The following is a 13152-nucleotide window of genomic DNA, read 5'->3' as shown; positions in this document are numbered from 1 at the left end:
GTAAACGCAGGTCTTGATGATGACGGGAATGACGCGGTTGTCAGGTACCGGACTTGATCTTGGTCCAGGCCCGGGTCCGCGCACGTTCGGCATCGCGCGGCAGCGGTTGCAGGGTGTAGAGCGTGCTCATTGCCGCTTCGGTCGGGTACAGGTTCGGGTTGTTGCGGATCGCCGGGTCGACCAGTTCCGTGGCGTCCTTGTTCGGGTTCGGGTAGCCGACGAAGTCACTGACCGGCGCAATCACCTGGGGTTGCAGCAGGTAGTTGATGAAGGTGTAGGCGTCTTCCGGATTCTTCGCGCCCTTGGGTATTGCGAGCATGTCGAACCAGATCGGCGCGCCTTCCTTCGGCAAGCGCATGTCGACGATCACACCGTTCTTGGCTTCCTTGGCGCGGTTGGCGGCTTGCGAGAAGCTGCCGGAATAACCGACCGCGACGCAGATGTCACCGTTGGCGATATCGGCCATGTATTTCGATGAGTGGAAGTAGGTGATGTACGGGCGGATCTTCATCAGCAGCGCTTCAGCCTTGTCGTAGTCCGCAGGCTTTTTGCTGTTGGGATCGAGGCCGAGGTGTTGCAGGGCCAGCGGCAAGATCTCCGAGGGCGAGTCGAGCAGGGCGACGCCGCACTGCTTGAGCTTGCTGATGTTCTCTTCCTTGAAGATCAGGTCCCAGCTGTCCACTGGTGCGTTGTCGCCGAGCACGGCCTTGACCTTGTCCGGGTTGAAGCCGATCAGGATGGTCCCGTACATGTACGGCACGGCGAATTTGTTGCTCGGGTCGTTGGCTTCGATCAGCTTCATCAGCTTGGGATCGAGGTGGTTCCAGTTCGGCAACTTGCTGCGGTCCAGTGGCTGGAACACGCCGGCTTCGATCTGCTTGGCGAGGAACACGTTGGACGGCACCACCACGTCGTAGCCGGAGTTGCCGGTCAGCAACTTGGCTTCCAGTGCTTCGTTGGTGTCGAAAATGTCGTAGACCAGCTTGGTCTGGCTGTTCTGGGCCTTGAAGTCTTCCAGAGCCTTGGGGGTGATGTAGTCGAACCAGTTGTAGACGCGCAACGTTCGTTCTTCAGCATGGGCAACGCCACTGAGCACCAGGGCGCCCAGGGCTGGAACGATCAAACGCTTGAGTCTTGTCATTGTTCTAATCCTCATTGAGCGCTTTCGAAACCTTCGAGAACGTTCACGGCGTTGATGCCGATTTCTTCTACCGCGTAGCCGCCTTCCATCACGAACAGCGTTGGTTTGCCGAGAGCCGCAATGCGCTTGCCCATGGCCAGGTAATCCGGGCTGTCGAGTTTGAATTGCGAGATCGGATCGTCCTTGAACGTGTCGACTCCCAGGGAGACCACGACGATGTCGGCGCCGTAGCTTTCGATCTCTTTGCAGGCCTGTTCCAGCGCCGCGCTCCAGGTGTCCCAGCCTGAACCTGCGGCCAGAGGATAGTTGAAGTTGAAGCCCTCGCCGGGGCCTTCGCCCAATTCGTCTTCATAGCCGAGGAAGAACGGAAACTCGGCTTCCGGGTGGCCATGGATCGAGGTGAACAGCACGTCGCTGCGTTCGTAGAAGATCGACTGCGTGCCGTTGCCATGGTGGTAATCGACGTCGAGGATCGCGACCTTTTTGTGGCCCTGATCGAGGAAGGCTTGGGCGGCGATGGCGGCGTTGTTGAGGTAGCAATAACCCCCCATCAAATCGCTGGCGGCGTGGTGTCCCGGTGGGCGGCACAGGGCGAAGGCCGAACGGGCGCCGCGCTGGAGTTCCGCCTGGGCGGTGAGGGCGACTTGCGCTGCGCTATACGCCGCCTGCCAGGTACCGGCGGTGATCGGGGCACCGCCATCGAAGCTGTAGTAACCGAGTTCGCCATGCAGGCTGGCGGGTTTGATCCGGCGCAGGGTACGGGCTGGCCAGGTGTAAGGCAGCAAGTCACCGTCGGTGTTGAACTCGGTCCAGCGTGCCCAGGCGCCCTTGAAGAAGTCGAGGTAGTCGCGGCTGTGAATGCGTTCGATCGGTCCGAGGCCGAAATCCTTCGGCGCTTCGACAGGGCCGAGATTTTGATTTTGCACCCGTGCCAGCACGTGGTCGGCACGCGAAGGCATTTCGAAGCAGGGCTTGAGTTGTCCGTCTATCAATTCACAACGGCCGTGGTGCAGGTGGTGATCGTTCGAGTAGATCGTCAGCATTTTGTTGTTCTCCGCAGGCTGATTCGGTTGAACACAGTCTTGCGGCACGGACGATTTCGGAGAACGGCAGGAAAGGCCAAAAGGGGATCGATATGGCCAAAACATTTGACCGAAATTCGCCCCTTGCTCATGGCTGAGTTCCGGGTGAGTGCATGAAATGCTAAACCTGTGGGAGCGGGCTTGCCCGCGAAAGCGGTGTTTCAGCCAATGGAGATGTATCGGTTGTACCGGCCTCTTCGCGGGCAAGCCCGCTCCCACAGGGTTATCCGTGTGGCCGAAACTGGCTGGGCGCCACACCACTCCAGCGCACGAACGCATGGCGAAAACTCGCGGTCTCGCTGAAGCCCAGCGCCTCGGCAATCTGGTAGATCGGCAATTGATCCTCACACAGCATTTGCTTGGCCTGCTCGAAGCGCAGTTCGTCGAGCAACTCCTGATAGCTGCAGCCCATGTCCTTGAGATGCCGACGCAAGGTCCGCGCCGAGCAATTCATCTGCTCGGCCAGGCCCTCCAGCCCCGGCGCCGCATTCAATTGCGCGCTGAGCAATTGGCGGATCCGCCCGAGCCATGCCTGACGCCCGGTGAACTCGATGTTCTGTTTGCGGCAGCGCTCGGCCATGGCTTGATGGGTGATGACATCGGCCAGCGGCAACGGCTGGTCGAGCCAGCGCTTGTCGAAGGCGAAGGCATTGTTGCGCGCGCCGAAATCCAGCGGACAGTTGAAGTGTTCGGCGTAGCTCGGCTCGTAGTCGGGCGCGGCATGTTCGAAGCGTGCGCCGAGCAAGGGCAGGGGATGGCCAAGCAGGTCGTCGCAGGTGACTTTCAGCGATACGAGGCAGAACTCGGCGTTGAACACTGCCATGGCCGGGCTCTCGCGATAATCGGCGGCGGCGAACCAGATGCGCTCGCCGTCGTCCTCCAGGCTCAGCTCGAAAAGTGTTCCCAGCAGCGCCGGATAGCGTATCGCCAGCCGCAATGCGTCACCGAAGGTGGCACTGGTGAGCAGGGCGTAACCGAGCATGCCGTAGCAGGAAACGTGCATCCGCCGACCCAGTTCCAGGCCGATGTCGCGCTTGAGGGCAACGGCGTTGGCACAGACCTGCATTTCTTGATTGGTGGTGATGCGCGTGTCGGCCCGGTTCAGATCCGCCGCACTGATGCCGCTGCCGGCCAGTAGCGCTTCGCTGGACAAGCCTTGTGCCTTGAAGGCATCGAGCACCAGGGAGACGGCATTGAGGGTGGTGAGGTGGGAGTGGAGCATGAGGACTTCCAGCCTTGGGATGCTGGAATGCGGAGCAAGTTGTGTGCCGACAACCCCTGTGGGAGCGGGCTTGCTCGCGAAAGCGGTCGGCCTGTCACATCAATGCTGGATGTGCCGTCGTCTTCGCGAGCAAGCCCGCTCCCACAGGTTTTGTGTTTTGTCAGCTCAGTTCGCCGCAAAGGTCGAGTTCGACAAGCCGACGGACTTCGTCCGTTTCAAGCCCCGCCCCCAACAACCCATGCAACTTGCCGAACGCCGCCTCACGGGTCATGCCGCCACCGGACAGCACACCGACACCGCGCAAGCGACTGCCGGCCTCATAGACGTCCAGTTCAACCCCGCCTTCGTGGCATTGCGTCACAGCGACCACTACCACGCCGTTATCCCGAGCACGGCCGAGGCTGGCGAGGAACTCCGGGTTGTCGCTCGGCCCGGTGCCGCTGCCGTAGCACTCCAGCACCAGGCCTTGAATGCCGCTGTCGAGCAGGCCATCGAGGATCTCGGCAGCGATGCCAGGGAACAGCGGCAACACCGCAACCTTCGCCAGTTGTTTTGCCTGGTTGTAGTTCAACGCTGTTGGCAGCGAAGAGGCTTTCACACCACCGCCCTGTCGCTCCAGGCGCTTGAACGGATGACGGCCAAAACTGCGAACCTTGGCGCACCGGGTCGGGTCCAGCAGTTCGCCGTGGAAGTACAGATGCACACCCGGCGCGAGGCCCTGACCCAGTGCAACCAGCGCGCCGCCGAGGTTCTCCCAGGCGTCGCTATCGGTGACACCGGCCGGCAGCATGGAACCGGTAAAACACACGCGGGCATGCAGGCCGAGCAACTGGAAGTTCATGGCGGCGGCACTATAGGCCAGCGTGTCGGTGCCATGCAGGATCAGCACGCTGTCGCAGCCCTGAACATCCACCGCATCGACCACCGCTTCACGCAACTGCTGCCAGTACGCCGGGGTCATGTTGGCGCTGTCGATCAGCGGCGACATCTCGCGAAAACGCCACTGCGGCACGACAAGTTCGGGCTGGCTGTGCAGGCATTCGCGCATCCGCGCTTCAAAACCGGACGCCGGCGCAAGGCCGTTGGCGCTGGCTTGCATGCCAATGGTACCGCCGGTGTAGAGCACCATGACGTGCTGGGCGGCAGGGTAGGTCGACGAATTCATGGAGGTGCTCCGAGAACGGTGAGTTCCTGTGGGAGCGAGCTTGCTCGCGAAAGCGGTGTATCAGTCGACATCAATTTCGAATGTCAGTCCGCATTCGCGAGCAGGCTCGCTCCCACAAGGGATTGTGCACTTTAACCGATCAGCGTTGCGCTGCGGTCACGCCTTGCGGCTCAGCCTGATTCTGAGCGGCGGCCGGCGGGTTGGCCGGCCATGCCTGGCGATCCAGATCCAGGTCCGGGAACTTCGCGGAGTCGAACACCGGCGTCTTGATGCCAGCGGCGCGCTGGTCATCGTAGTCACGCAGGATGCGCATGCCGACCTTGAACAGCAGGAACAGCGCGATCAGGTTGACGAACGCCAGCATGGTCATGGTGATGTCGGCGAAGGCAAATACGGTACCGAGGTTTTCGATGGCGCCCCAGAAGATCAGCACCAGTACCAGCGCGCGATAGCCCATTAGCGCCTTGCGGTTTTCACCGATCAGAAAGCGCAGGTTGTTCTCGCCCAGGTAGTAGTTGTAGAGGATCGAGGTGAATACGAACAACGCCAGGGCCACGGAGATGAACATCCGACCCCAGTCACCAACCACGGCGGCCAGCGAGTTCTGGGTCAGGGCAATGCCGTCGCCTTCGAAGCCCGGGGTGTAGAAACCCGAAAGCAGGATCAGCAGCGCGGTGCAGGTGCAGATCACGAAGGTGTCGAGGAACACGCTGAACGCTTGAACCACGCCTTGCGCCACCGGGTGCTCGACCGCCGCCACAGCCGCCACGTTCGGCGCGCTGCCCAGGCCTGCTTCGTTGGCGAACACACCACGTTTCACACCCATGACGATGGCGCTGCCGATCAGGCCGCCGAAGGCCTGGTCCAGACCGAAGGCGCTCTTGACGATAGTGATCAGCATGCCCGGTACCTGGTCGAACTGCAGCACGATCACGTAGATGGTCACGCCGATATACACCAGGGTTTTCACCGGCACCAACAGGTCGGCAACCTTGGCGATACGCTTGATCCCGCCGATGAACACCAGACCCAGCAGCACGGCCAGACCGATGCCGGTGTAAGTGGTATCGAGGCCGAACGCGTTGTTCAGCGAATGGGTCACGGCGTGTGCTTGCAGGCCGTTGAAGGCGAAGCCGAACGTCACCAGCAACAGGAACGCCATGAGCATGCCCAGCCAGCGCTTCTGCAGACCGTGCTGGATGTAGTAGGACGGGCCGCCCCGGAAGGTGCCGTCGGAGTCAGTGCGCTTGTACAGCTGACCGAGGGAACATTCGAAGAAGCTGCTGGACATGCCGACCAGTGCGGTCACCCACATCCAGAACACCGCGCCAGGCCCGCCGAGTGTCACGGCAATGCCGACACCGGCAATGTTGCCCGCACCGACGCGGCCGGCGAGGCTGAGCATCAGGGCCTGGAATGAACTGAGTTGCCCGGCGCTGCTTTTGAGGCTGTCGCGGAACACCGCGAACATGTGGAAGAAGTGACGCAATTGAACGAAACGCGAGCGGATCGTGAAGTAGCTACCGAGCCCGACAATGAGCACGATCAGTACTTTCCCTGAGAGGAAGTCGTTAATGACTTCGAGCATGGATTATTCCTCGCTGTTTTTTGTGTTGGCAAATGCTTGCCGGGCAGACACATCGAGTTACACCGGTGGGCGCACGGCACAACGGTCGGTTCGAAGTTCGTCCCGGTTTCATATCGCGGGTTTGTTATTAGTTCGGGTTTCGCATGGGTTGTGGTCTCGCTACCGACGACCGCTCACGCGAAGAGGGGCGGCACTATACCGATGACAGTGCCGTCCGTCTGCACGGTTGTGGTGCATGCGGTGAAACGAAGCCCTTGAAACACCTGACATTTTTGCTGTCAGGCTATGTGGGAGCTGCTCTGGGTGGGAGCGGGCCTGCTCGCGAAAGCGGTGTATCAGACACATCATTGTTGAATGTGCCGCCGCCTTCGCGAGCAAGCCCGCTCCCACATTGGTCAGTCCCCAGACATACGGTTTTCACTGGCAAACAGTTAAAAAAAAGGGCCTGGAGAATGATCTCCAAGCCCTCAAAAGGTGAGAGGTGTCTAGTCCCTCGACCTGGTGAGCGGTGCTACAAGTAACGCGTCGGGTTAGGCCTTCAGGGGCACCAGACGCGGAGCAATCATGTTTTCCGGGCGCAGGATGTCGGCGAGCATGGCTTCGTCGAGCAGACCTTCTTCGCGCACCAGTTCCAGCACGCCGCGGCCGCTTTCGAGGGCGATACGGGCGATGCGGGTGGCGTTTTTGTAGCCGATGTACGGGTTCAGCGCGGTGACCAGGCCGATCGAGTGCTCGACCAGTTCACGGCAGCGTGCTTCGTTGGCGGTGATGCCGACGATGCAGTGCTCGCGCAGCATGTCCATGGCGCGTTGCAGCAGGCGGATCGAATCGAGGATCTTGAAGGCGATCAGCGGTTCCATCACGTTCAGTTGCAGCTGGCCGCCTTCGGCCGCCATGGTCAGCGCCAGATCGTTACCGATGACCTGGAAGGCCACCTGGTTAACGGCTTCCGGAATAACCGGGTTGACCTTACCGGGCATGATCGAGCTGCCTGGCTGACGCGCTGGCAGGTTGATTTCGTTGATGCCGGTGCGTGGGCCGCTGGACAGCAGGCGCAGGTCGTTGCAGATCTTCGACAGCTTGACCGCAGTACGCTTGAGCATGCCGGAGAACAGCACGAAGGCGCCCATGTCGGAGGTGGCTTCGATCAGGTCGGCGGCCGGAACCAGCGGCTGACCGCTGATCAGGGCCAAGCGCTGTACAGCCAAGGCCTGATAGCGCGGGTCGGCGTTGATGCCGGTGCCGATCGCGGTGCCGCCCAGGTTCACTTCAGTCAGCAGTTCCGGGGCCAGTGTCTTCAGACGGGCCAGGTCTTCGCCCATGGTGGTGGCGAAAGCACGGAACTCTTGACCCAGGGTCATCGGTACGGCGTCTTGCAGTTGGGTACGACCCATCTTCAGGACGTGGTTGAATTCTTCACCCTTGGCCGCGAACGCCTGAATCAGGCTGTCGAGGCTGGCGAGCAGGGCGTCGTGACCGAGCAACAGACCCAGACGGATCGCCGTCGGGTAGGCGTCGTTGGTCGACTGCGCCATGTTCACGTCGTCGTTCGGGTGCAGGTACTGGTATTCGCCTTTCTGGTGACCCATGGCCTCCAGCGCGATGTTGGCGATCACTTCGTTGGCATTCATGTTGGTCGAAGTGCCAGCGCCGCCTTGAATCATGTCCACCACGAACTCTTCGTGGAAGTCGCCGCGGATCAGACGTGCACAGGCTTCGCTGATGGCAGCGTGCTTGGCTTCGCTCAGGTGACCCAGCTCACGGTTGGCGTCAGCAGCGGCCTGTTTGACCATGGCCAGACCGACAACCAGTTTCGGGTAGTGCGAAATCGGAACGCCCGAAAGGCGGAAGTTATTCACCGCTCGCAGGGTCTGGATACCGTAATACGCTTGAGCCGGTACTTCGAGGGCGCCAAGCAGGTCATTTTCTGTGCGGAATGATGCAGCGGAGGACATGATAGAAATCATCTCAATATGGACCCGGGCTGTGCCGGAACGCTGTGAATGCTAGGCTTGTGCAGGATTTTGGGCCAATGCTGTTAAACACTAGCCTATGCACATTCGGCATAATGCCCGTGTGACGCCGGCTTGACGGCGAGCGTGTGACCTAAATTGGTGCGTGTCCGGGAGGACGTGATGAATCTGGAAAGCAAATGGCTGGAGGACTTTAGTGCCCTGGCTGCCACCCGCAGCTTCTCCCAGGCAGCCGAACGGCGCTTCGTGACGCAACCGGCGTTCAGCCGGCGAATCCGCAGCCTGGAGGCGGCGCTGGGGCTGACCTTGGTCAATCGCTCGCGCACGCCGATCGAACTGACGGCGGCGGGACAATTGTTTCTGGTCACGGCACGCACCGTGGTCGAGCAACTCGGCGAAGTATTGCGCCATCTGCATCATCTGGAAGGCGGGCAGGGCGAAGTGATGCAGGTGGCGGCCGCACACTCGTTGGCGCTCGGTTTCTTTCCGCGGTGGATTGCGCAGTTGCGCAACGAAGGCTTGAACATCGCCACGCGACTGGTGGCGACGAACGTCGGCGACGCGGTGCATGCCTTGCGCGAAGGCGGTTGCGATCTGATGCTGGCCTTCTATGATCCGGACGCGGCAATGCAAATGGACCCGGAAATCTTCCCCTCCCTGCACCTTGGCCACACCGAAATGCTGCCGGTTTGCGCGGCGGACGCCGACGGCAAACCGCTGTTCGATCTGGAGGGCGAGGCCAGCGTACCGCTGCTGGCTTATAGTGCCGGGGCATTTCTCGGCCGTTCGGTGAACATGCTGCTGCGCCAACGGGCGCTGCGCTTCACCACGATCTACGAAACCGCCATGGCCGACAGCCTGAAAAGCATGGCCCTGGAAGGCCTGGGCATTGCCTGGGTGCCGCAGCTCAGCGTGCGAGCAGAACTGGCGCGCGGTGAACTGGTGGTCTGCGGCGGCCCGCAATGGCATGTGCCGCTGGAAATTCGCCTGTATCGCTGTGCGTTGGTACGCAAGGCCAACGTGCGGTTGCTCTGGCGCAAACTCGAAGGTGGCGCGGCGCAGGGCACGACCGGTTCCTGAATACCATGAAACCCCAATGTGGGAGCGGGCTTGCTCGCGAAGAGGCTGGTACATTCAACATCGATGTTGATTGAACCACCGCTTTCGCGAGCAAGCCCGCTCCCACAGGAAATTCGAGGTGTATTCCATTGACCTTCAAGTCAATAAAATCGGGGCTTTGCGGCAGATGACAGATGGTCGCAACGGGGGCTGTTTATTGGCTTCATTGAGGTATACTGCGCGGCCTTCGGCCGGTTACGACTGGCCATAATTCGTACAATCAAGCCACGCATCCTGCGTGGCTTGTTGTTTTTTGATGCGCCTGCGGGCGCCCAGAGAGAAGAGGCACGACGATGAGTGCACTGGTTGGCGTGATCATGGGCTCCAAGTCCGATTGGTCCACCCTTAGCCACACCGCCGATATGCTGGAAAAGCTCGGCATCCCTTACGAGGTGAAAGTGGTTTCTGCCCACCGCACCCCGGACCTGCTGTTCCAGTACGCCGAAGAGGCCGAAGCACGGGGCATCGAGGTGATCATCGCCGGTGCCGGTGGCGCGGCCCACTTGCCAGGCATGTGTGCAGCCAAGACCCACTTGCCAGTGCTGGGCGTACCCGTTCAGTCCGCAATGCTTTCGGGCGTTGATTCGCTGCTCTCCATTGTGCAGATGCCAGCAGGCATTCCGGTTGCCACCCTGGCTATCGGCAAGGCCGGTGCGATCAACGCAGCGCTGCTGTCGGCGAGTATCCTTGGCGCCAAGCACCCGCAGTTCCATGCGGTGCTGAAAACCTTCCGTGCTGAGCAGACAGACAGCGTCCTGGAAAATCCAGACCCACGCATCGCCTGAGGTTGTTGACGATGAAGATCGGTGTAATCGGTGGCGGCCAGTTGGGTCGCATGTTGGCGTTGGCGGGCACTCCGCTGGGCATGAACTTCGCTTTCCTGGACCCGGCGCCGGATGCTTGCGCAGCCGCGTTGGGCGAACACCTGCGAGCCGACTACGGCGATCAGGATCACCTGCGCCAGCTGGCCGATGAAGTCGATCTGGTGACTTTCGAGTTCGAAAGCGTTCCGGCGGAAACCGTCGCGTTCCTCTCGCAATTCGTCCCGGTCTACCCGAGCGCCGAAGCCTTGCGCATCGCCCGCGACCGCTGGTTCGAGAAGAGCATGTTCAAGGACCTGGGGATTCCTACCCCGGCGTTCGCCGACATCCAGTCCCAGGCCGACCTGGACGCCGCTGTGGCCTCCATCGGCCTGCCGGCGGTGCTCAAGACCCGTACCCTGGGTTACGACGGCAAGGGTCAGAAGGTCCTGCGCACCCCTGAAGATGTGGTCGGCACCTTCGCCGAGCTGGGCAGCGTGGCCTGCCTGCTGGAAGGCTTCGTGCCGTTCACCGGTGAAGTCTCCTTGATCGCCGTGCGTGCCCGCGACGGTGAAACCCGCTTCTACCCGCTGGTACACAACACCCACGAAAGCGGCATCCTCAAGCTGTCCGTGGCCAGCACCGATCACCCGTTGCAAGCCCTGGCCGAAGACTACTCCAGCCGTGTGCTCAAGCAGCTGGATTACGTCGGCGTGATGGCGTTCGAGTTCTTCGAAGTCGACGGTGGTCTCAAGGCCAACGAAATCGCCCCGCGCGTGCACAATTCCGGGCACTGGACCACCGAAGGCGCCGAGTGCAGCCAGTTCGAAAACCACTTGCGGGCCGTTGCCGGTCTGCCGTTGGGTTCGACGGCCAAAGTCGGCGAAAGCGCGATGCTCAACTTCATCGGCAAAGTGCCAGAGACCGAGAAAGTCCTGACCATCGCCGACTGCCATCTGCATCACTATGGCAAGGCGTTCAAGGTCGGCCGCAAGGTCGGGCACGCCAACCTGCGTTGTGCAGACCGCGAGACGCTGGCTGCGCAGATCCTCAAGGTCGAAGCGCTCATCGCCGAATAGTTTCATGTGGCAGCGGCGGAACCATTCAGGGGCCGCCGTTCTCTCATGGCAGGATGCCAAAGTCTGGCTAGGCTATAGCCAATTAATCAGAGGGAAATGCCATGGGAATTATCGGAACCATCTTTATCGGCTTGATCGTCGGTCTGCTGGCTCGGTTCCTGAAACCGGGCGATGACAGCATGGGCTGGATCATGACGATCCTGCTCGGTATCGGCGGTTCGCTGGCGGCCACCTATGGCGGCCAAGCCCTGGGTATCTATCAGGCTGGCCAAGGTGCAGGCTTCATTGGGGCGCTGGTGGGCGCCGTTGTGTTGCTGGTGGTCTACGGGCTGATCAAAAAGAACTGATCCAGACGATAAAGCCCTCTCCGCCAAGCCGGTCGGGAGGGCTAGAATGTTCGGCGTTTCCTGTTCTTCCCTTTGCCGAGCACCTTCATGCGCCGTCTTTTACTGACTCTTGTTTTACTGGGTACGGGCCTTGCCCATGCCGGCGAACTGCCGGAGACCGACTGGCTCGAATTGATGCCCAAGTCGGACCAGAAGGCCCTCGAGGCCATGCCCGAAATCGACCACAATTCCCCTGAAGCCAATGGTACCTTCACCGACAAGGGCGGGATGAAGCAGGCCAAAGGCTTGCCGGCAGTGATGTACTCGACCAAGACCGTTGCTTCGATGAACGACAAGAGCATCCGCATTGGTGGTTATCCGGTGCCTCTGGAGTCCGACGCCCAAGGCCGCAGTACGTTGTTCTTCCTGGTGCCGTACCCGGGTGCCTGCATTCATGTGCCGCCACCGCCACCCAATCAACTGGTGCTGGTGCGTTATCCCAAGGGCTTGAAGCTGGATGATATCTACACGCCGCTGTGGGTGACCGGTACGCTGAAGATCGAGAAGGTCAGCAATGACCTGGCGGATGCGGCTTATGCGCTGGATGCGGCGAAGGTGAGGGTGGTGCAGGAGTCGGATCTGTAATCGGGTGAAGCAAAAAGATCGCAGCCTGCGGCAGCTCCTACAGAGGCTGCGATCTTTTGATCTTAAAGCGGTTTGCTACCGATGCTGACACCCAAGGTGTGGCTAGCACCTGCTGCGAGCGTCACCACATCGCCCATCACGTTCGCCGTCTCGATGCACAGCATGCGCTGCCAGCCGTCGTCGGCCATGTCGCTGAACGCAGCGGCGCGGTCGATCCACGGGTTCCAGATCACTGCCGTGCGCGATCCGCTGCTGGTCAGTACGATGCGCCGTTCCCAGGCTGGATCGACGATGCTCAACTGTGGCGGGGCGTCGAGGTAGATGCGGTCGGTCTCGCCGGTAAAATGCAGATCACCGGTCTGGGTGACGGTTTTCCAGTTATCCAGGGTTTCGATGTAGTTGAGGCCGTCCACACCTTCGACGCGCACATCACGCACATCGCTGACGGCAAAGTAGCTGTGCAGCGCCTGGCTGATGCTGACGGTATCAGTGCCCCGGTTGTGGCTGGTCAGCTGGATGTGCAATTGCTCATCGAGGCGAATGGTCATGGTCAAATCCACCTGGTGCGGCCAGCCAGGAAAGCCGCCTTCGGGGTAGGGCAGCAGGAATTCGACCTTCAGGCTTTCGCCTTCGGCTTCGATGCCACCCAGTTCCCAATCCATCGCTCGCACGAAGCCGTGAGCCGATGGCGCTTCATTACTGATGCGCATCGCCTGCACGCTTTGCGGGTTGCGCGCAAAGTTACCGAACCACGGCCAGCACACCGGTATGCCGGCGCGGATGCTCTTGCCGGTCTTGAATACGGCCTCGTCGTTGAGCCAGATCAGCGGCGGCTGGCCGGCCAGCTGATAGCTGAGGATGTGCGCACCTTGCTGGGCCACCAGTAATTCGGCCTGACCGTGGCGGATGCGCCAGCAGTTCAGTTCATCCAGTTTTACGGCTTCAACATTGGGCGTGCTCATGGGACAGCTCTCGATCAGTAACGTGGACGACTATCGACCGCAAAACGGCT

Annotated in this window: 12 protein-coding genes; 5 read left to right on the top strand and 7 right to left on the bottom strand. The window is 60.9% G+C overall.

Features of this window, described 5'->3' with window-relative positions:
- Positions 1-40: 40 nt before the first annotated feature.
- From Q8X48_RS11175 to aspA, 6 genes are all read right to left on the bottom strand, one after another.
- The gene (locus Q8X48_RS11175) at positions 41-1141 is read right to left on the bottom strand and encodes a polyamine ABC transporter substrate-binding protein (RefSeq protein ID WP_407800750.1); all 1101 of its coding nucleotides are present in this window, start codon (positions 1139-1141) and stop codon (positions 41-43) included.
- Between the two features lie 11 nt (positions 1142-1152).
- On the bottom strand, positions 1153-2184 hold the full coding sequence (locus Q8X48_RS11170) for a histone deacetylase family protein (protein WP_407800751.1): 1032 nt from the start codon (positions 2182-2184) through the stop codon (positions 1153-1155).
- Between the two features lie 262 nt (positions 2185-2446).
- Positions 2447-3445, bottom strand: coding sequence for an AraC family transcriptional regulator (locus tag Q8X48_RS11165; protein ID WP_407800752.1), 999 nt, complete (start codon positions 3443-3445; stop codon positions 2447-2449).
- Positions 3446-3605: 160 nt separating this feature from the next.
- Positions 3606-4610, bottom strand: coding sequence for an asparaginase (locus Q8X48_RS11160; protein WP_407800753.1), 1005 nt, complete (start codon positions 4608-4610; stop codon positions 3606-3608).
- Positions 4611-4749: 139 nt separating this feature from the next.
- Positions 4750-6198 (bottom strand): alanine/glycine:cation symporter family protein, encoded by a 1449-nt coding sequence (locus Q8X48_RS11155; RefSeq protein ID WP_015097402.1) that lies wholly within the window; start codon positions 6196-6198, stop codon positions 4750-4752.
- A gap of 530 nt (positions 6199-6728) precedes the next feature.
- Positions 6729-8153, bottom strand: a complete 1425-nt coding sequence (aspA, locus tag Q8X48_RS11150) for an aspartate ammonia-lyase (RefSeq protein WP_003229645.1) — start codon at positions 8151-8153, stop codon at positions 6729-6731.
- A gap of 180 nt (positions 8154-8333) precedes the next feature.
- Here aspA and Q8X48_RS11145 point away from each other — a divergent pair, with 180 nt between their 5' ends.
- The 5 genes from Q8X48_RS11145 to Q8X48_RS11125 all read left to right on the top strand — a co-directional run bounded on the left by Q8X48_RS11145 (position 8334) and on the right by Q8X48_RS11125 (position 12140).
- Positions 8334-9251 (top strand): LysR substrate-binding domain-containing protein, encoded by a 918-nt coding sequence (locus Q8X48_RS11145; RefSeq protein ID WP_102673733.1) that lies wholly within the window; start codon positions 8334-8336, stop codon positions 9249-9251.
- Positions 9252-9583: 332 nt separating this feature from the next.
- The gene (gene purE / locus Q8X48_RS11140) at positions 9584-10075 is read left to right on the top strand and encodes a 5-(carboxyamino)imidazole ribonucleotide mutase (protein WP_007971731.1); all 492 of its coding nucleotides are present in this window, start codon (positions 9584-9586) and stop codon (positions 10073-10075) included.
- Positions 10076-10086: 11 nt separating this feature from the next.
- A complete protein-coding gene (locus tag Q8X48_RS11135; RefSeq protein ID WP_095964361.1) occupies positions 10087-11169 on the top strand; it encodes a 5-(carboxyamino)imidazole ribonucleotide synthase in 1083 nt (360 codons plus the stop codon).
- 101 nt (positions 11170-11270) lie between these two features.
- The gene (locus tag Q8X48_RS11130) at positions 11271-11516 is read left to right on the top strand and encodes a GlsB/YeaQ/YmgE family stress response membrane protein (RefSeq protein WP_095964360.1); all 246 of its coding nucleotides are present in this window, start codon (positions 11271-11273) and stop codon (positions 11514-11516) included.
- Positions 11517-11603: 87 nt separating this feature from the next.
- Positions 11604-12140, top strand: coding sequence for a DUF3299 domain-containing protein (locus tag Q8X48_RS11125; RefSeq protein WP_407800755.1), 537 nt, complete (start codon positions 11604-11606; stop codon positions 12138-12140).
- 62 nt (positions 12141-12202) lie between these two features.
- Here Q8X48_RS11125 and Q8X48_RS11120 read toward each other — a convergent pair whose 3' ends face one another.
- Positions 12203-13102 (bottom strand): D-hexose-6-phosphate mutarotase, encoded by a 900-nt coding sequence (locus Q8X48_RS11120; RefSeq protein ID WP_407800756.1) that lies wholly within the window; start codon positions 13100-13102, stop codon positions 12203-12205.
- Positions 13103-13152: the final 50 nt, after the last annotated feature.

Origin of the sequence: Pseudomonas sp. QLc11A (assembly GCF_052112305.1) — a bacterium.
Lineage (GTDB): Bacteria > Pseudomonadota > Gammaproteobacteria > Pseudomonadales > Pseudomonadaceae > Aquipseudomonas > Aquipseudomonas laurylsulfatiphila.
The sequence above is the reverse complement of the archived record's forward strand: the minus strand, read 5'-3'. Positions and strand labels throughout refer to the sequence as shown.